At 63.2% G+C, this 17,517-nt stretch carries 17 protein-coding genes; 9 read left to right on the forward strand and 8 right to left on the reverse strand.

Annotated features, from left to right (window positions below):
- Positions 1-15 precede the first annotated feature (15 nt).
- The 5 genes from ACB039_RS01410 to ACB039_RS01430 form a co-directional block, all read right to left on the reverse strand.
- Positions 16-366, reverse strand: a complete 351-nt coding sequence (locus ACB039_RS01410) for an ArsC family reductase (protein ID WP_371164978.1) — start codon at positions 364-366, stop codon at positions 16-18.
- 200 nt (positions 367-566) lie between these two features.
- Positions 567-881 carry a hypothetical protein gene (locus tag ACB039_RS01415; protein WP_371164979.1) on the reverse strand — a complete coding sequence of 105 codons (315 nt, stop codon included), beginning with the start codon at positions 879-881 and terminating at the stop codon, positions 567-569.
- Positions 882-1,494: 613 nt separating this feature from the next.
- On the reverse strand, positions 1,495-2,151 hold the full coding sequence (locus tag ACB039_RS01420; RefSeq protein ID WP_371164980.1) for a hypothetical protein: 657 nt from the start codon (positions 2,149-2,151) through the stop codon (positions 1,495-1,497).
- 131 nt (positions 2,152-2,282) lie between these two features.
- Positions 2,283-3,626 (reverse strand): anaerobic C4-dicarboxylate transporter, encoded by a 1,344-nt coding sequence (locus ACB039_RS01425; RefSeq protein WP_226169763.1) that lies wholly within the window; start codon positions 3,624-3,626, stop codon positions 2,283-2,285.
- A gap of 345 nt (positions 3,627-3,971) precedes the next feature.
- The gene (locus ACB039_RS01430; RefSeq protein WP_371164981.1) at positions 3,972-4,580 is read right to left on the reverse strand and encodes a TetR/AcrR family transcriptional regulator; all 609 of its coding nucleotides are present in this window, start codon (positions 4,578-4,580) and stop codon (positions 3,972-3,974) included.
- 234 nt (positions 4,581-4,814) lie between these two features.
- Here ACB039_RS01430 and ACB039_RS01435 point away from each other — a divergent pair, with 234 nt between their 5' ends.
- From ACB039_RS01435 to ACB039_RS01445, 3 genes are all read left to right on the forward strand, one after another.
- The gene (locus ACB039_RS01435) at positions 4,815-5,906 is read left to right on the forward strand and encodes an alkene reductase (RefSeq protein ID WP_371164982.1); all 1,092 of its coding nucleotides are present in this window, start codon (positions 4,815-4,817) and stop codon (positions 5,904-5,906) included.
- Between the two features lie 208 nt (positions 5,907-6,114).
- A complete protein-coding gene (locus tag ACB039_RS01440) occupies positions 6,115-6,945 on the forward strand; it encodes an SDR family NAD(P)-dependent oxidoreductase (RefSeq protein ID WP_371165046.1) in 831 nt (276 codons plus the stop codon).
- Positions 6,946-6,949: 4 nt separating this feature from the next.
- On the forward strand, positions 6,950-7,954 hold the full coding sequence (locus ACB039_RS01445) for an NADP-dependent oxidoreductase (protein WP_371164983.1): 1,005 nt from the start codon (positions 6,950-6,952) through the stop codon (positions 7,952-7,954).
- A gap of 73 nt (positions 7,955-8,027) precedes the next feature.
- Here ACB039_RS01445 and asnS read toward each other — a convergent pair whose 3' ends face one another.
- Entirely contained in the window at positions 8,028-9,428 is a 1,401-nt protein-coding gene (asnS, locus tag ACB039_RS01450) for an asparagine--tRNA ligase (RefSeq protein WP_041206162.1), read from the reverse strand.
- A gap of 199 nt (positions 9,429-9,627) precedes the next feature.
- Between asnS and ACB039_RS01455 the strand changes: the two genes are divergently transcribed.
- Positions 9,628-9,972: a hypothetical protein gene (locus ACB039_RS01455; RefSeq protein ID WP_005325750.1), complete on the forward strand. Its 345-nt coding sequence runs from the start codon at positions 9,628-9,630 to the stop codon at positions 9,970-9,972.
- A gap of 109 nt (positions 9,973-10,081) precedes the next feature.
- Here the strand turns inward: ACB039_RS01455 and ACB039_RS01460 are convergent, their stop codons facing one another.
- Positions 10,082-10,906 (reverse strand): HAMP domain-containing protein, encoded by an 825-nt coding sequence (locus ACB039_RS01460; RefSeq protein WP_005325747.1) that lies wholly within the window; start codon positions 10,904-10,906, stop codon positions 10,082-10,084.
- Between the two features lie 135 nt (positions 10,907-11,041).
- Positions 11,042-12,316: an adenosylmethionine--8-amino-7-oxononanoate transaminase gene (bioA, locus tag ACB039_RS01465; protein WP_041206161.1), complete on the reverse strand. Its 1,275-nt coding sequence runs from the start codon at positions 12,314-12,316 to the stop codon at positions 11,042-11,044.
- A gap of 191 nt (positions 12,317-12,507) precedes the next feature.
- Between bioA and bioB the strand changes: the two genes are divergently transcribed.
- The 5 genes from bioB (at position 12,508) to htpX (ending at position 17,442) form a co-directional block, all read left to right on the forward strand.
- The gene (gene bioB / locus ACB039_RS01470) at positions 12,508-13,596 is read left to right on the forward strand and encodes a biotin synthase BioB (protein WP_371164984.1); all 1,089 of its coding nucleotides are present in this window, start codon (positions 12,508-12,510) and stop codon (positions 13,594-13,596) included.
- The gene (gene bioF, locus ACB039_RS01475; RefSeq protein WP_371164985.1) at positions 13,593-14,789 is read left to right on the forward strand and encodes an 8-amino-7-oxononanoate synthase; all 1,197 of its coding nucleotides are present in this window, start codon (positions 13,593-13,595) and stop codon (positions 14,787-14,789) included. The genes bioB and bioF overlap by 4 nt, the downstream gene beginning before the upstream one ends.
- On the forward strand, positions 14,779-15,654 hold the full coding sequence (locus ACB039_RS01480; RefSeq protein WP_371164986.1) for a methyltransferase domain-containing protein: 876 nt from the start codon (positions 14,779-14,781) through the stop codon (positions 15,652-15,654). Before bioF ends, ACB039_RS01480 begins: the two co-directional genes overlap by 11 nt.
- A gap of 120 nt (positions 15,655-15,774) precedes the next feature.
- The gene (gene bioD, locus ACB039_RS01485; protein ID WP_371164987.1) at positions 15,775-16,455 is read left to right on the forward strand and encodes a dethiobiotin synthase; all 681 of its coding nucleotides are present in this window, start codon (positions 15,775-15,777) and stop codon (positions 16,453-16,455) included.
- Positions 16,456-16,569: 114 nt separating this feature from the next.
- Positions 16,570-17,442, forward strand: a complete 873-nt coding sequence (gene htpX / locus ACB039_RS01490; protein WP_005325738.1) for a protease HtpX — start codon at positions 16,570-16,572, stop codon at positions 17,440-17,442.
- The last annotated feature ends 75 nt before the right edge of the window (positions 17,443-17,517 follow it).

Here is a 17,517-nt window from a genome sequence, read left to right on the forward strand (position 1 = left end):
CGTTCCTTAAAAAATTTAACGAGAGAAGAGGGATTGGTAGTGGTCTGCCTTGAACCCCAGGCTCAGCTCGCCATCGCGGTCCAGCAGCGGGCGCTTGATCATGGCGGGGTGCTCCAGCAGCAGGGCACGGGCCTTGGCGGTGTCGAGCCCCTGTTTGGCCTCCTCCGGCAGGGCACGGAAGGTGGTGCCACGGGTGTTGAGCAGGGCTTCCCAGCCCAGCCGATCCAGCCAGCCGTCCAGCCGGGCAGGCTCGAGGCCGTCGACCCTGTGGTCATGGAAGCGATAGTCGATGCCAGCCTCGTCCAGCCACTTGCGGGCCTTCTTGATGGTGTCGCAGTTCTTGATGCCATAGAGGGTGGTGGCCATGGGAGATCCTATATCTGCGGGCCCGGGGCCCTGAAATCCGAACGTGAAGTCATGCAAGGGCCCGATTCTGGCATTGTGGCCCAGCCATGGCAACGCTCATGGCCGGGCTGGCTGGTTTTACCAGCTGGGAGGGGGAAGAAAGCGCGAGGGCCAGATAGCCAAAACGCGCCGATGGGCGCGTTTTGGAGGAAGGGGGGCTATCAGTGCAGTGCGGTCCATGCGTGATCGAAGACCCGGGCCCGTTCCCAGGGCGCATCCGGCAGGCTGGAGGAGAGGCCGGTGTATTTGCCTACGTCATCCACCACGATGGCGGAGAGGATCGGCAGGTCGTTTTCGGTACAGTACATGCGGATGCGCTGCAGCAGGGTGCGCAGCTCATCCTGGCACTGTTCCAGCCCGGCCTGCTTGGCCAGTTTGGAATAACGAATGGTGGTGCGTTCCTTTGCAGACTCGACGAGGATGTCCCACAGCTGGTAGTCGCAGGGTGAAGTCCCTGCGGTGGCTTGGCTTGTCATAACTCTCTCCGGTGCGAAATGATCGCTTTGTGTCGACGGGCATCTTGGCCAGTTCACCCCTGACGGGCGTTGATCCAACGCAAAAAAAGTGGAGGTTCTTGCTCAGGATGCCATGCCCGGCATTCTAGTGCGTTGGATCTGGATTGAAGAACTGTTTTAGATGGTTTATTTGGAGTTTAATGCGGATAAGATTCGTAAAATCCACTTTTTTAGATGGAAAACAAGGAGAAAGGAGAGGCCAACCACTGGATCACGTTTCTCGATAGTCTTGCCGGGAGCCTACCCTGGTACTCTTGTTTGCCTTGCTCGTGCCGATGGTCGTGGCCTGCGGTATCGTCAAGGATTACCGCCCGCAAGCGGTACCGGCGCTGGATGCCGTCTGCACCATGGGGCGAGTTCCACTCGGGCGCTGTATGCCTGCTGCTGAAGAGCATCGCGCCATGCATCGACCTGCTGCAGAGGGTGCTGATCAGGCTGTTGAAATAAGCTGGCGTCTTGCTTGCTTCGTGGGAAACGGGTCCAACCCGATCAAGACGGGAGGCATTGCCTCCCGTTGTGTTATCTCGCTTGTTTAGCGTGCCCTGTAGCGATCCGGTCCCATGGCGTGGTTTTGTTATCCCTCATCTTCTGCCAGGTAGGCCAGATGATCTTGGCGCTCCACCTGCCAGCCATCGAGGTGCAGCGGGGCGGCAAAGCCCGGGCCGTCGGTCACCATGGTGTGGTACTCCCCCTGCTCGCCGCAGGCATCGAAACCCTCGCGCTCGGCCAGTTGCTGCAACTCGGTCAGGGTGGCTGCATCCAGCACTCGCCCGGCCCATTCCGGCGCCAGCACCCGGGTATCGACACAGGAGAGGTGGGCGACGATGCCGCGGGCCAGCATATCCGCCAGCAAGGCTTGGCGAGATTGCTGCCAGAGCGGGGTGTGGACGGTGAGCCCAAGCGGCTGGCTGCGCTCGCGGATCCAGTTTGGCGCGCCCCCCACGCTGTCGATATCGCCAGTCACCACACCATCGAGTGCCCACTCCTGCTGCAAGCGGCTCAGCGCAGTCTCATAGCTCTGCTCGAACGGCGCCTCTATGGTGACCAGCAGATGGGGCAGCCCGAGGGCCGCCGCCTGACGGCGCACCAGCGGCAAGGGGTGAGCGAGAAAGCGGGGCGCAGGGGGAGCAAAGGTGGCCAGTGCCACCACCTGATGGCCCGCGGCGCGGGCATGGCAGAGCGCCAGCATGGCATCTTTGCCACCGCTCCAGAGCAGGATGACGCGAGACATGGGGTTGATTCCAATCATGAAAGATGAGGCATGCTACCGAGCCGGCGGGTTCTTGGCAAAGCGGGAAGGCGGGAAAGGCAACGGGCCCGCGAAGGGGCCCGTTGGGGATGGCGCGGCGAACGCCGTCTGGATCACAACAAGATGGTGGTCAGCAGATACCCCAGGGCGCAGGAGCTGCTGACCCCGATCAGCCCCGGAATGATGAAGCTGTGGTTGATGATGAACTTGCCGATACGGGTGGTACCTGAGCGGTCGAAACCGATACAGGCCAGATCGCTCGGGTAGGTCGGCAGCACGAAGTAGCCGTAGCTCGCCGGCAGGAAGGCGATCAGCAATTTCGGCTCCACCCCCAGTGCCAGACCCATGGGGGCAATGGCGGTCAGGGCGGCGGCCTGGCTGTTGACCAGCTTGGAGATGAGGAACAGCACCAGGGCGTAGGTCCAGGGCTGGGCCTGTACCACGTGAGCCAGGGTCTCTTTGAGCAGCGGCATGTGGGCCTGGAAGAAGGTCTCACTCATCCATGCAACCCCGAACACGGAGAAGATGGCGACCATGCCGGCCTTGAAGACGGCACCGTTGGAGATGTCGCCTGGCTTGACCTTGCAGCGCATCAGGATGATGGCTCCGGCGATCAGCATCATCATCTGGATCACCAGGTTCATGGAGAGCGGGCCGGTCTTGTCCTTGATGGTGAACACAGGACGCAACCCTTCGTTGGCACCGAGCAATACCACGGCGGCGATGGCGGCGAAGAAGATCCAAGTAGACCAGTAGGCCTCTTTCGGGAACTTGGTGTTGAGCAGGGTTTCACCGCCGCCGTAGACGAAGGCGCGCTGCTCCGGATCCTTGATCTTGGCCTGGAACTCCTCGTCCTTGTCCAGGTCCTTGCCGCGGCGCAGGCTCCACAGGGCCGCCATCATCACACCGGTCAGGGAGGAGGGGATGGCGATCATCAGGATGTCGAGCAGGCCATAGGCCTGACCTATGCCGTGACCGGCCGCCAGGATGGAGACCATGGAGACCACGGCGACCGACACCGGCGAGGCGCAGATCGCCATCTGGGAGGCGACAGACGCCACCGCCATCGGGCGCTCGGGACGGATGTTCTTCTGCAGCGCGATGTCAGCGATGATGGGGAACATGGTGTAGACCACGTGGCCGGTACCGCACAGGAAGGTGAGGGTCCAGGTGGTCAGGGGCGCCAGTATGGTGATGTATTGCGGGTGACGGCGCAGCAGGCGCTCGGCCACCTGCATCATCAGGTTGAGGCCGCCGGCGGTCTGCAGGGTGGCGGCGCAGCCGATCACCGCGAGTATGGTCAGCATCACCTGCACCGGTGGTTCGCCCGGCACCAGGCCGAACACGAAGGTCAGCAGGAACAGACCGATACCACTGATGAGACCCAGTCCCATGCCCCCAAAGCGGGTACCCAGCAGCAAGCAGCCGAGCACCACCAAAAATTCCATCAAGATCATTCCATTACCTCGTGTGATTGAATCCATGTCCGCACTGGCCCAGGGGCCCGGGAGCATCTGTCATTATTTGCCCCTAAAGGGTTAGTGGGTATTCTGCCACCCCTAAAGAGGTAAAAAATTGAGGTGGTTCAATAACCGACCCTTTTCCGATTTAAGTGCATAAAAACTACGGGTAAGGCCTTGCGCAGGGGCGCTGAGGGAGGACAGGCAGGTGAATAAGGTGAGGGATTTATTCGAGGATCAGTGTGATATGCAAGGGCATCGCCCCTGTCAGTAGTCGGCAGGGGTCGAGGAGGGGGTGTCGCAGGCCGGGGAGGCCATGACCTGCGAGTCTGACGGGGCGGCTCAAGCGTCCCGGTTTGACTCGGTGGTAGTCGGGTCTTCGGAAGAGGCAGTCTGTGACAGCAGGATTGTTCGGCAGGCATCCAGGATCTCATCGGCCAGTGGCGATTCATCCGGACAGGCCCGTGACAGCATGATGGCCCCTATCATCTGTGCCATCAGCGCTATCCTCTTGGCGCGATGGGCCTGGGTGTTCTCTGTATCCGGCGTGTCGCGCAGACTCCCTGTACGCGCCAGCATCGCTTCAATGCCGGCTTCGAAGGCGACCTTGACCTGGGCCGGTTGCCGCGCCGCATCGGCGCACAGTGCGGCCATGATGCAGCCATCCCCCGGGGCATCGCGGTGTTCCCTGGACAGGTAGTGCCTGACAAACTCGGGGGCATCAAGGGCGCTGGTCTTCTCCACGCTTTGTTCAAAGCCGCAGGTGGCGGCCTCCGCCATCAGATCCGCCTTGGCGGGGAAGTGCTTGTAGAAACCGCCGTGAGTGAAGCCGGCCGCCCCCATCAGATCCGCCACTCCCACGCCATCGTAACCCCGTTCGCGAAACAGCTTGGCTGCGGTGGCGACTATGTGTGCCCGGTTTGTCTGAGCCTGTGCCTTGGTGACCCTCATACCCGGTCGTCCTCTGAATCATGGAAGTGGTGATCACTATACATTGATGTTGGTCATCATCAAAATGCTTGACTGAAAAGATTATGATCGTCATCTTTAATGCGCAGACCCCGGGAAGGGGTTGAACGCCCTGACCCTCGATTGACCCTTGCAGCCCCCGAGCAGGGCGGCGCCATGTCGGGATACAGACTACCTTCCTTCCCAGACCCATGTTTCACACGACAGAGGCACACCATGACAGACAAGAGACTCTTCGAGGCCTATTCCCTTGGCCACATCACCCTCGCCAACCGCATCGTGATGGCGCCGCTCACCCGCAACCGTGCCGGCCCCGGCCTGGTCCCGAGCGAGCATGCCGCCACCTATTACAGTCAGCGGGCCACGGCGGGTCTGCTGATCGCCGAGGCGACCCAGGTCTCAGCCCAGGCGCAGGGCTATCAGGACACCCCCGGCCTCTACACGGCGGCGCAGATTGCGGGCTGGCGCAAGGTGACCGATGCGGTGCATGCCAGGGGCGGTCGTATTTTCGTGCAGTTGTGGCACGTCGGCCGTGTCTCCCACGTCACGCTGCAACCCGATGGCGCGGCGCCGGTGGCCCCTTCGGCCCTTCGCGCCCAGACCAAGACCTTCGTCAACAATGAGTTCGTCGAGGTGTCCATGCCCCGTGCATTGGCACTGGAGGAGCTTCCCGGTATCGTCGACGATTTTTGTCAGGCAGCTGCCAATGCCATGGCGGCGGGCTTTGACGGGGTCGAGATCCACGGTGCCAACGGCTATCTGCTGGAGCAATTCCTCAAGGATGGGGCCAACCTGCGTACCGACGGCTATGGTGGCTCCATCGAGAACCGCGCGCGGCTGCTGCTCGAGGTCACCGCCGCCGTGGCCAAGGAGATTGGAGCCGATCGCATCGGGGTCCGGATCTCCCCCGTCTCACCGGCCAATGGCATCTCCTGCAGCGATCCCCAGCCGCAGTACGACTATCTCGTCGAGCGGCTCAGTGCGCTGGGCGTCGTCTACCTGCACGTGATCGAGGGTGCCACCGGCGGCCCCCGGGATGTCGCCCCTTTCGACTTCGCCTCCCTGCGTCGGCGCTTCAAGCAGACCTATCTGGCCAATAACGGTTATGACCTGACGCTGGCCGGCAGTGCTCTGGCCCAGGGCAAGGCGGACCTGTTTGCCTTCGGTCGCCCCTTTATCAGCAATCCGGATCTGGTCGAGCGCCTGCAGCAGGGCGCCCCGCTCGCTGCGCTCAAACCCGAGACCCTCTATGGCGGCGGTGCCGAGGGCTACATCGACTACCCGGCCCTGGCGGGTGCCGGCGAGTAAACGTAGATCGGCAGGGGGCGTCATAGCAGGCCCCCCGTCGACACAGCGCCATCGGCCGTTGAGTGCCTGGCGCGACATCCATCCCGGTTCAATACGAGCACAGAGAGAATGACATCATGACCATTAAACCCAGAGTGCTTATCACAGGTGCCTCCAGCGGCATTGGCGCCACCTATGCCGACCGCTTCGCCCGGCGCGGCTGACGGCGCTGGCCAGCCGCCTGCGCCAGGCGTACGGCGTCGCCGTCGAGATCCTGCCCGCCGATCTCACCCAACCCCGGGAGCTGGCCGCCGTGGAGGCCCGGCTACGGGATGATGCCAGCATCGGCATCCTGATCAACAACGCGGGGGCGGGTCAGGTGGGTCACTTCCTCGCACAGACCGCCAGCAGCGTCGAACAACTGCTGGCCCTGAACACCACGGCGCTGGCACGCCTGGCCGTCGCGATTGCGCCGCGACTGGTGCAAGCCGGGGAGGGGGCCATCGTCAACATCGGCTCAGTGGTCGGGCTCGCACCCGAGTTTGGCGCAACCATCTATGGTGCGACCAAGGCCTTCGTGCTGTTCCTGTCCCAGGGGATGAGCCTGGAGCTTTCTCCTAAAGGGGTCTATGTGCAGGCGGTTCTCCCTGCCGCCACGAGAAGCGATATCTGGGCCCGTACCGGCATCGATCCCGACAGCTTGCCTGAGTTGATGGCGGTGGAGGAGCTGGTGGACGCAGCCCTGGTCGGTTTCGATCGCCGTGAAGCCGTCACCATACCGCCGCTGCATGAGGAAAGTCGCTGGGATGAGCTCGATGGCGCGCGCAAGGGGCTGCTCTCCGACCTTCGGCAGGCGCACGCCGCCGAGCGTTATCAGGTGGCGCCGCAAGACCACAGATCTGGGCAACCACACCGACGGTCTGTTGGAAGATATACCAACCCGACATTCATCACTCAGGCCGTCGCCCTTTTCCGTTTGATGATGCGTGCCGAATCTGTGCAGGTGCCCTGGATTGGACAGGGGCTTTGCCTGGTTCGGCTGCATCATGTTTCCCGGTAACAAGATGATGAAAGCCTTTGTGTTCAAACACTATGGTCGCTCGGCGCGGCCCGAGTTCACCGAACTGCCGCACCCGACCGTGGGGCCGGACGAGATCCTGGTCAAGGTGCATGCCGTCGGTCTCAATCCCATCGACAATATGATCCCGCGAGGCACCTTCAAACCCCTGCTCAAGTTCGAGCTGCCCGCCGTGCTCGGCAGCGATCTGGCCGGTGTGGTGGTGGAGGTCGGCAGCCGGGTGACGCGGTTTCGGCCGGGGGATGCCGTCTATGCCAACCTCTTCGATCTGGGGCGCGGCGCCCTGGCGCAATGGGTTGTGGTGCCTGAACACGCGGCGGCCCTGAAACCGGCCAGCCTCGACTTCGTTCAGGCGGCGTCTATTCCCATGGTGGCGCTGACCGCCTGGCAGGCCTTCACCGAGCAGGCCCCACTCGCGCCGGGCCAGAGGGTGTTTATTCCCGCGGGGTCCGGTGGCATAGGCTCCTTTGCCATTCAGCTGGCCAGGCACCTGGGGGCCTTGGTCGCGACCTCTACCAGCACGGCAAACGCCGAGTGGGTAGGACAGTTGGGGGCCGAGGTGGTGGTCGACTACAGACGGCAGGCGTTCGATGCCGTTTTGCAGAGTTATGATCTGGTGCTGGGCACCTTGCGGGGAGACGCGATCGAGCGGTCGTTGTCGATCCTCCAGCCAGGGGGGCGGGTCCTGTCGCTGGTCGGCCCGCCGGATGCGGCCTTTGCGCGGGCGAGAAACATGAACATCATCATGACCGCCCTGTTTGGCCTAATGAGCTGGAAGATCCACCGTCTTGCCCGGCAACGGGGCCTCACCTACGGCATGATGTTCGTGCGCCCGGATGGTGCCCAGCTGACCCGGATTGCTGCGCTACTCGACGAGGGCAAGCTCAGACCCGTGATCGACAAGGTCTTTCCGTTTGAACAGGTCGACGAGGCGCTCGCCTATCTGGCGACCGGTCGCGCAAAGGGCAAGGTGGTCGTCAGCCTGGCGTAGGTGCAGAGCGACGGCAAAGAACAAAAAAGCCGACCCTTGGGTCGGCTTTTTGCGATTCGCGTGCTGTTCGCGATTAGAACTCGGCGGTGCGAGGGGTACGCGGGAAGGGGATGACGTCGCGCACGTTGCCCATGCCGGTCACATAGACCACCAGGCGCTCGAAGCCCAGGCCGAAGCCGGAGTGCGGTACTGTGCCGTAGCGACGCAGATCGCGATACCACCAGTAATCTTCCTTGTTCAGGCCCATCTCGGCCAGACGGGCATCCAGCACCTCGAGACGCTCCTCACGCTGGGAGCCACCGATGATCTCGCCGATCCCCGGGGCCAGCACGTCCATGGCGGCGACGGTCTTGCCGTCATCGTTGAGGCGCATGTAGAAGGCCTTGATGTCTTTCGGGTAGTTCTTCACCACCACAGGAGACTTGAAGTGCTCCTCGGCCAGATAGCGCTCGTGCTCGGAGGAGAGATCGATGCCCCAGGAGACCGGGAACTCGAACTTCTTGCCGCAGTTCTTCAGCACTTCGATGGCGTCGGTGTAGTCGATCTGTGCGAAGTCGGAGGCGACGAAGCGTTCCAGACGGTCGATGGCGTCCTTGTCGATGTGCTGGGTGAAGAACTCCAGATCGTCGCGGCGCTCGGTCAGCACGGCATTGAAGACGTACTTCAGCATGGCTTCGGCCAGGGCGGCGTTATCTTCCAGATCGGCGAAGGCGATTTCCGGCTCCACCATCCAGAACTCGGCCAGATGGCGACTGGTGTTGGAGTTTTCGGCGCGGAAGGTCGGGCCAAAGGTGTAGACCTTGGACAGGGCGCAGGCATAGGTCTCGACGTTGAGCTGACCGGAGACGGTCAGGAAGGTCTCCTTGCCGAAGAAGTCCTTGTCGTAATCTACCTTGCCTTCGGGCGTGCGCGGCAGGTTTTCCATGTCCAGGGTGGAGACGCGGAACATCTCGCCAGCGCCTTCGGTGTCGGAGGCGGTGATGAGGGGAGCGGCGATCCACAGATAGCCTTCTTCGTGGAAGAAGCGGTGAATGGCCTGGGCCAGGCAGTTGCGCACCCGGGTCACGGCGCCGACCACGTTGGTACGGGCACGCAGGTGACCCTGCTCGCGCAGGTATTCGATGCTGTGGCGCTTGGCAGACATGGGGTAGGTGTCCGGATCTTCGACCCAGCCCACTACCTTGACGTCGGAGGCCTGCAGCTCGAAGGCCTGGCCGCTGCCCTGGGAAGCCACGACCACACCGGTCACTTCCACGGAGCAGGCGGTGGTCAGACGCAGCACTTCATTCTCGTAATTGGCCAGGGTATTGGGAACGACGGCCTGTACCGGATGGAAACAGGAGCCATCGGATATGGCCAAAAATGAGATCCCCGCCTTGGAATCGCGGCGGGTCCGGATCCACCCTTTCACTGTCTGGGTGGTGCCAACCGCATACTTACCGGTCAGCACATCTACTACGGATGCGTGCGTCATCGAAATATTGTCTCCAGCTTGTTCTTGCAGCGCTATTTGCAACACTAGGGGTCTGGCCCGGGCATGAGTGGCCCACCATGGCAGACTAAGCCGTCAATCTTACCCGCGCGGGTTTGATAAACAAGCAAAAATGTCGGACCCTTGCGGGGTTTTTCCCATGAATCTTGCGTGGATCCGGTCGGTTGGGCAGGGGGTGAGAGTGAAGGAACGCAGACGGGGGCCGGATGGCTGGATACGGGTTCTCCAGGGGCTGGTGATCCTCTGCTGGAGCGGCTTTATCGTCCTGCTCTCCCTTTACCACTTCGCCAGGCCGCAAACGGCCTACGGTTTTCTGGTCTATGGCGGAGTCAAGGTGCGCCAGGAGTGGGATCCCGCCCTCACCCCCTGGCTGGTGCACGGGCTCTGGGGTTGCTGCCTGCTGACCCTGGTGGTGCTGATGCTGGAGCGCAGGCGCAGCCGACGGCAAGAGGATGCGCTGCACGTCAATCTGTTCATCCTGCTGCTGATCCTGGCCGCCAGCCTGCTGCTTTACTATCTGGCGTGATCCGCCGGTTTCTCGTCCTGTGACGAGAGCTCTGGAGCGCAGGCGCAGAGGATGCGCGGCACATCAATCTGTTCAGCCTGTTGCTGATCCTGGTCGCCAGCCTGCTGTGTTACTGCCTGGCGTGATCCGTCGGCTTCTCGTCTTGTGGCGAGGGGGCGGGGCGCTTGCCGAGCTGGCGCTCCACGCTGTCGAGCATCTGGTTGTAGGCGAGGGCCACCCGGCCTATCTCGTCCCCCTCATCTCCCTCCAGCCGGTGGCCGAAGTCGTGCAGATCGGTGGCTTCTTCCATGGAGCGGGTCAGCTGGTTGAGGGGGCGGACTATCCAGGTACGGATGACCCAGAGCGTCAGCAGCAGACCCAGACCGAAGATGAGGGTGAGACTGAGCGCCGAGGTGAGAATGTTCTGCTCTACCCGGGTAAAGAGGGTGTCGAGGGAGTAGTCAAAGCGCACCGCCCCCAGCACGGTGTTCTCTGGCACCTGGTGACAGCTGGTGCAGTCGGTACCGCGAAAATCCTTACTGGCCAGCAGCGGACGGGTCACCACCAGCTTGCTGTGGATGCCGTCGTGCACCACCTCCAGACTGCCCTTGCCCGTCAGGGCCAGGGCATCGAATCTGTCCTTGGGGGCCTCGCTGTCACGTCCCGCTCCGTACTGCTGGTTGACCGCCGCCCCGCGCACTATGCGGGCATCTTCCACGTGGGCGTGATCGAGAAACTTGGCGCGCAGGGTGTCGCGGGCCTCCATCTTGCCGGTCAGCATCAGCATGTTGAGGCCGTCGAAATAGGCTTCGCTCTGCTCGCGGCTCTGCTCCTTGATGAGGGTCAGAATGAGGTCCCGCTCGCGCACCGCCTGATAGGCCGCAGAGAACACCAGTACCATGGAGAAGATGAAGAGCAGGAAGAAATTGATCTTGGCAGTGATGGAGAGGCGCATGGGAAAGGTACATCTGTTGGGTAAAACCCGCGCAGTCTACTCTCCTCGCCAGCCGGGTTTTGGTGTCTCGCTCACATTCTGATGAAAAAGAGCCAAAAGGCCCTGCATTCTCATGCAGAGCCTATTCATCGAGGCTCAGAATTCGCCGCTGGCGATGGCCTCATGGATGGCCCGGGTCAGCACCCGCAGCTCTTCGGGGGTGATGACGAAGGGGGGCATCAGGTAGATGAGCTTGCCAAACGGACGGATCCAGGCCCCAAGCGAGACGAACTTGCACTGGATGCGCGCCACGTCCACCCGCTCCTTCATCTCCACCACCCCGATGGCGCCGAGTACCCGCACGTCCGCCACCGCCGGGTGCAGGGTCAGCTGTACCAGTTCGGTTTTGAGTTGATGCTCGATGGCCCGCACCCGTTCCTGCCACGGCGAGGCCAGCAGCAGCTCGATGGAGGCGTTGGCTACCGCACATGCCAATGGGTTGCCCATAAAGGTGGGGCCGTGCATAAAGACCCCCGCTTCCCCGTCACAGATGGTACGGGCGACCTGCTCCGTGGTGAGGGTGGCCGAGAGCGTCAGGTAGCCGCCGGTGAGCGCCTTGCCCAGGCACATGATGTCGGGGCTGATCCCTGCCCAGTCGCAGGCAAACAGCTGACCGGTGCGGCCAAAGCCGGTGGCGATCTCGTCGGCGATGAGCAGCAGGCCGAACTCGTCGCACAGGGCGCGCACCCACTGCAGGTAGCGGGGATGATAGAAGCGCATGCCACCGGCCCCCTGAACGATGGGTTCGAGCACGATGGCGGCTATCTCTTCGTGGCGATCGGCAACCAGCTCCGCCAGCTCTACGACGCAGCTCTCGTCCCACTGGGCGTGGAAGCGACAGCTGGGCGCTTCGACAAAATGGTGCTCGGGCAGGAAGCCCTTGTAGAGCTCGTGCATACCGCCATCCGGATCGCAGACGCTCATGGCGCCGAAGGTGTCACCGTGATAGCCGCCCCGCAGGGAGACGAATTTGGCGCGGGGCGTTCCCCTGGCGTGCCAGTACTGCTGGGCCATCTTGAGTGCCACCTCCACCGCCACCGAGCCGGAATCCGCCAGAAACACCCGATCCAGCCCGGCCGGGGTGATCTCCACCAGCTTGCGACACAGCGCCACCGCCGGTGCATGGGTCAGACCGCCAAACATCACGTGGGACATCTTGCCGAGCTGGGCAGTCGCCGCTGCGTCCAGTTCCGGCACCTGATAACCGTGGACGCAGGCCCACCAGGAGCTCATGCCATCCACCAGTTCACGGCCGTCGCTGAGGGTGAGGGTCACCCCCTTGGCGCTGGCCACTTCATAGCAGGGCAGGGGATGGGTGAGGGAGGTGTAGGGGTGCCAGACGTGGTGCAGGTCGAATTCTTGATTGGTCATTTTGTGTTCTATTGTCAATTGATTTGATCTGGTCGGTGTTGACAGTCTACGCGTGCTCTCTACACTAGCCAACAATTTCAGCCACTTGGCGCCAGTCCTCACAGCGAGGAGGTCGGCCGGTGGCGGCTTTTGCGGTCCTTCATCCCAGGATGGCGGCGCAGGATCCCACTTATAACAACTGGAAGCCATGTATGAATGCTCTCACCCTGGGCGGCCACGCCCTTCGTCACGACTGGACCCTCGCCGAGGTCCAGGCCCTGTTTGCCCTGCCATTCAACGATCTGCTGTTCCAGGCCCAGACGGTGCACCGCGCCCATTTCGACCCGAACGAGGTGCAGGTGAGCACCCTGCTTTCCATCAAGACCGGCGCCTGCCCGGAGGATTGCAAGTATTGCCCCCAGAGCGCCCGCTATCACACCGGGCTCGAGACAGAGCGGCTGATGGAAGTGGAGAAAGTGCTGGAGCGGGCGCGGGAGGCCAAGGCCAACGGCTCGTCGCGTTTCTGCATGGGGGCCGCCTGGCGTAATCCCAAAGAGAGGGACATGCCCTATATCCTGCGCATGGTCGAGGAGGTGCGCGGGCTGGGGATGGAGACCTGCATGACGCTAGGGATGCTGACTGCGGATCAGGCGGCGCGCCTGAGCGCCGCCGGGCTTGATTACTACAACCACAACCTTGACACCTCGCCGGAGTTTTACGGCGACATCATCACCACCCGCACCTATCAGGACCGGCTCGATACCCTGGAGCACGTGCGTGGCGCCGGCATGAAGGTCTGCTCCGGCGGCATCGTCGGCATGGGGGAGCAGGCAAAGGATCGGGCGGGCCTCTTGATGGCGCTGGCCAACCTGCCCCGCCACCCGGAGAGCGTGCCCATCAACATGCTGGTCAAGGTGAAGGGGACGCCCATGGAAAACCAGGAGAATCTGGACCCGTTCGAGTTTATCCGCACCATAGCGGTGGCGCGCATCATGATGCCCGCCTCCCACGTCCGCCTCTCCGCCGGGCGGGAGAAGATGAACGAGCAGATGCAGGCCATGTGCTTTATGGCGGGGGCCAACTCCATCTTCTATGGCTGCAAGCTGCTGACCACCCCGAACCCGGACGAGAACAGCGACATGCAGCTGTTCAAGCGCCTCGGCATCCGCCCCGCCCAGCGGGCCCAGAAGCCGGATCAAGTTCAAGAAGAGGAGCTGCTGGCCGAGGTGAGCCGCCAGAGCGAGCCCGCCGAGATGTTTTATGACGCCACCCGCCCCCGTGCAGGTGCCGTCCGTCCATGACTTCCCCTGTTGTCACCGGTCCCTTTGCACTGGGGGAGGTCCTGGCCGAACGTGATCAGGCCGCCCTGCTGCGCCGACGCACTCCTGTGGATGTGGCGAGCTGCGGGCGGATCCGGGTCGGGGGGCGCGACTACCTCAACCTCTCTGCCAACGACTACCTGGGGCTCGCCGATCATCCCGCCATCAAGGCCGCCTTCAAGGAGGGGATCGACCGCTATGGCGCGGGCGCCGGCGCCTCGCCCCTGGTGACCGGCTACAGCCGTGCCCACCAGCAGTTGGAAGAGGCTCTTGCCGACTGGCTCGGGGTGGAGGCGGTGCTGTTGTTCAACTGCGGCTTTTCCGCCAATCAGGCGGTGCTCAAGGCACTGCTCGGCAAGGAGCATCTGCTTTGGCAGGACAAACTCAACCACGCCTCCCTGCAGGAGATGGGCAGCCAGCTGCCCTGCAAGATGAAGCGCTTTGGCCACAACGACATGGCCGCGCTCACACGTCAGCTTGAGCCAAACAGGGGCCTGATCGTCTCGGAGGGGGTCTTCAGCATGGACGGGGATCAGGGCCCCTGGCGCGAGCTCGCAACGCTCGCTGCACAGAGCGGCAACTGGCTGATGATCGACGATGCCCACGGCCTCGGCGTGCTGGGGCCGCAAGGGCGCGGCACCCTGGCGGCGCAAGGGGTTGCTCCTGCCAGCGTACACATTCATATGGGCACCTTTGGCAAGGCGCTCGGGGTGGCCGGCGCCTTCGTGGGCGGCAGCCGCGAGTTGGTGGACTATCTGGTCAACTTCGCCCGCCACTATGTCTACAGCACCCATATGCCCGCCGCCCAGGCCTGCGCGGTGAGCAAGAGTATCGAGCTGGTGCGCGCCGCCGACGAGGCCCGCGCGCACCTCGCTCGCCTTATCGCCCGGTTCCGGCAGAGGGCCGAGGCGCAGGGCTGGACGCTGGGTGCAAGCAACACCCCGATCCAGCCCCTGCTGGTGGGGGAGAGCAGTGCCGCCCTGCAACTGGCCGAGCGGCTGCGGGAGCACGGTGTCTGGGTGAGCGCCATTCGCCCGCCCACTGTGCCGGTCGGTACGGCGCGCCTTCGCATCACCCTTAGTGCCGCCCACCGCGAGCAGGATGTGGATAGCCTTCTCGAGGCCCTGGGTCCCTGCCCATCCAGTGATCAGAGAGGAGGCGCCCATGTTGCATGAGCGTTTCCAGCAGGTCGACAAGGCCCAGCTCGCCCGCCGCTTCGGGGCCGCCGCCCGTCACTACGACGCCCACGCCCGCTTCCAGCAGGAGGTGGGGCAGGCGCTGCTCGACCTGATGCCGGACAGGCCGGTCGGTTCTGAACTGACGGTTTGCGGGCTGGATCTTGACACTGCCGTGTACCGGCGTGGTTTGCCCGACTCCTTGCCTGACGGTTTACCGGAAACTGGGCTGGATCTGGGCTGCGGTACCGGCTTCTTCCTGTCCGCGCTGGCGGGTCGTTGCCAGCAGTTGCACGGGCTGGATCTCGCCCCCGGCATGCTGGCGCAGGCCGCCCTGCGTGGCAGCGGCGCCCGGCTGGTGTGCGGTGACGCGGAGGCGCTGCCCTTCGCGGATCAGAGCCTGGACTGGGTCTTCTCCAGCCTGGCCCTGCAGTGGTGCGAGCGCCCGGCCCAGGCGTTTGCCGAGATCCACCGGGTGCTCAAACCCGGCGGCAAGCTGTTGTTCTCGACTCTGCTGGCCGGCTCGCTTTGGCAGTTGCGTGAGGCCTGGGGCGTCGTCGACGGGCACGCCCACGTCAACCGCTTCCTCGCCCTGCCCCAGTTGCAGCAGGCCATTGGTGCCGCGGGTTTTCAAGCGCCTGAGCTGACCTCTGTCACCTGGTCTCTTGCCTATCTGGAGCTCAACGACTTGCTGCGGGATCTCAAGGGCATAGGGGCCAGCCAGGTCAATGACGACAGGGCCGCGGGGCTGGGCAACCGCCAGCGCCTGAGGCGTCTCGGGGAAGCCTATGAGCGCCACCGCCAGCCCGACGGCCTGCTGGCCGCCAGCTACGAGGTCTGTCTCGGGCGCCTTGTCCGCCGCTGAACGGCTGCGGGAACACTCGTATTTGCCTTGGGCCAGGCGAGGTTAGCCGCCCGGCACTAGCCCATCATTGATACCCAGGTGGTGCCATAGCGCCACCTTGAACTGCGCTGAGGAATCATCATGGTCAGATCCTATTTCATCACGGGCACCGACACCGACGTGGGCAAGACCCTGGTCGCCCGTACCCTGCTGCAGGCGTTCGCCGCCCAGGGCATCCCCTGCGCCGGCTACAAGCCGATTTCCGCCGGCTGTGCCCGCACCCTTGAGGGGCTTCGCAACCTCGATGCCCAGCAGCTGCAAGCGGCCGCCAGCCTGCCGCTGCCCATCGACTCGGTCAACCCCTATGCCTTCGAGCCCCCCATAGCCCCCCACATAGCCGCCCGGGAGGTGGGAGCGAGTATCCCTCTGGCGGGCCTGTCTGCCGGGTTGCGGGAGATTGAGCGGGCGGGGGCCGAACTGGTGATCGTCGAGGGGGCGGGGGGCTGGTTTTTGCCGCTGGATCACCAGCATCTGCTCTCCGACTGGGTCGCCCTTGAGCGCCTGCCGGTGATCCTGGTGGTGGGGGCCAAGCTGGGTTGCCTCAATCATGCCCTGCTCACCTGCGCCGCCATCCGCCATCAGGGGCTGACCCTGGCCGGTTGGGTGGTCAATCGGGTGGATCCGCACATGAGTCGCTACCAGGAGAACCTGGCCACCTTGAAAGCCTTGTTGCCGGCCCCATTTCTGGGTGAAATCCCTTTCGTAGACCAGCCGCTCGAGGCGGATCTGCGCGAGTGTCTCGACATCTCGTCCCTGCTCTGAGGCCCAACATTCAGCAAACATTCATCGAGTCTGTCTATGATCGGGGGCAGGTGTGGTATCAGGTCGATTGTGAATTGGCCCGAACCATGCATCCATATCTCACAAGGAGTCAATATGAAGCGAATTATGCTATTCCTGGTGACCAACCTGGCCGTCATGCTGGTGCTGGGGGTGGTACTCAATATCCTGTTCTCGGTTCTGGGGATCAACAAGTCCAGCATTTCCGGTCTGTTGGTGTTCTGCGCCGTGTTCGGTTTTGGGGGTTCCTTTATCTCCTTGCTGATGTCCAAGTGGATGGCCAAGCGCAGCTATGGCGTCCAGGTCATCGAGCAGCCCCGCAACGAGACAGAGCACTGGCTGGTGAGCACGGTGGCCCGTCAGGCCCGTGAGGCTGGCATCAAGATGCCGGAAGTGGGGATCTACGACTCCCCCGAGATGAACGCCTTCGCCACCGGCGCCCGTCGTGACGACTCCCTCGTCGCCGTGTCGTCCGGCCTACTCTACAGCATGAGCCGCGACGAGGCGGAAGCCGTGCTGGCCCACGAGGTGAGCCACGTGGCCAACGGCGACATGGTGACCCTGACCCTGATCCAAGGGGTGGTGAACACCTTCGTGATGTTCTTCGCCCGTATCGTGGCCGGTGTCATCAGCAACTTCTTCAGCTCCAACAACGACGAGGAGAGCAGCAGCTCCGGTGGCTTTGCCTACATGATCACCGTGTTCGTGCTGGAAATGCTGTTTGGGGTGCTCGCCTCCATGATCGTCATGTGGTTCAGCCGTCAGCGTGAGTTCCGCGCCGACGCCGGTGCCGCCAAGCTGGCGGGTCGCGACAAGATGATAGCCGCCCTGCAGCGCCTTGCCCGCGGTGCCGAGCCGCAGATGGAAGGCACCATGATGGCTTTCGGCATCAACGGCAAGCGCTCCATGAGCGAGCTGTTCATGAGCCACCCGCCCATCGAACAGCGCATCGCCGCCCTGCGTGGCTGATTGCCTGATGGGATAAGAAAACGGCTGCCTCAGGGCAGCCGTTTTGCTTTGTGGTGGTGATGGCGGCAATCTATG

The sequence above is a fragment of the Aeromonas sp. S2(2024) genome (assembly GCF_041402505.1).
Classification (GTDB): domain Bacteria; phylum Pseudomonadota; class Gammaproteobacteria; order Enterobacterales; family Aeromonadaceae; genus Aeromonas; species Aeromonas media.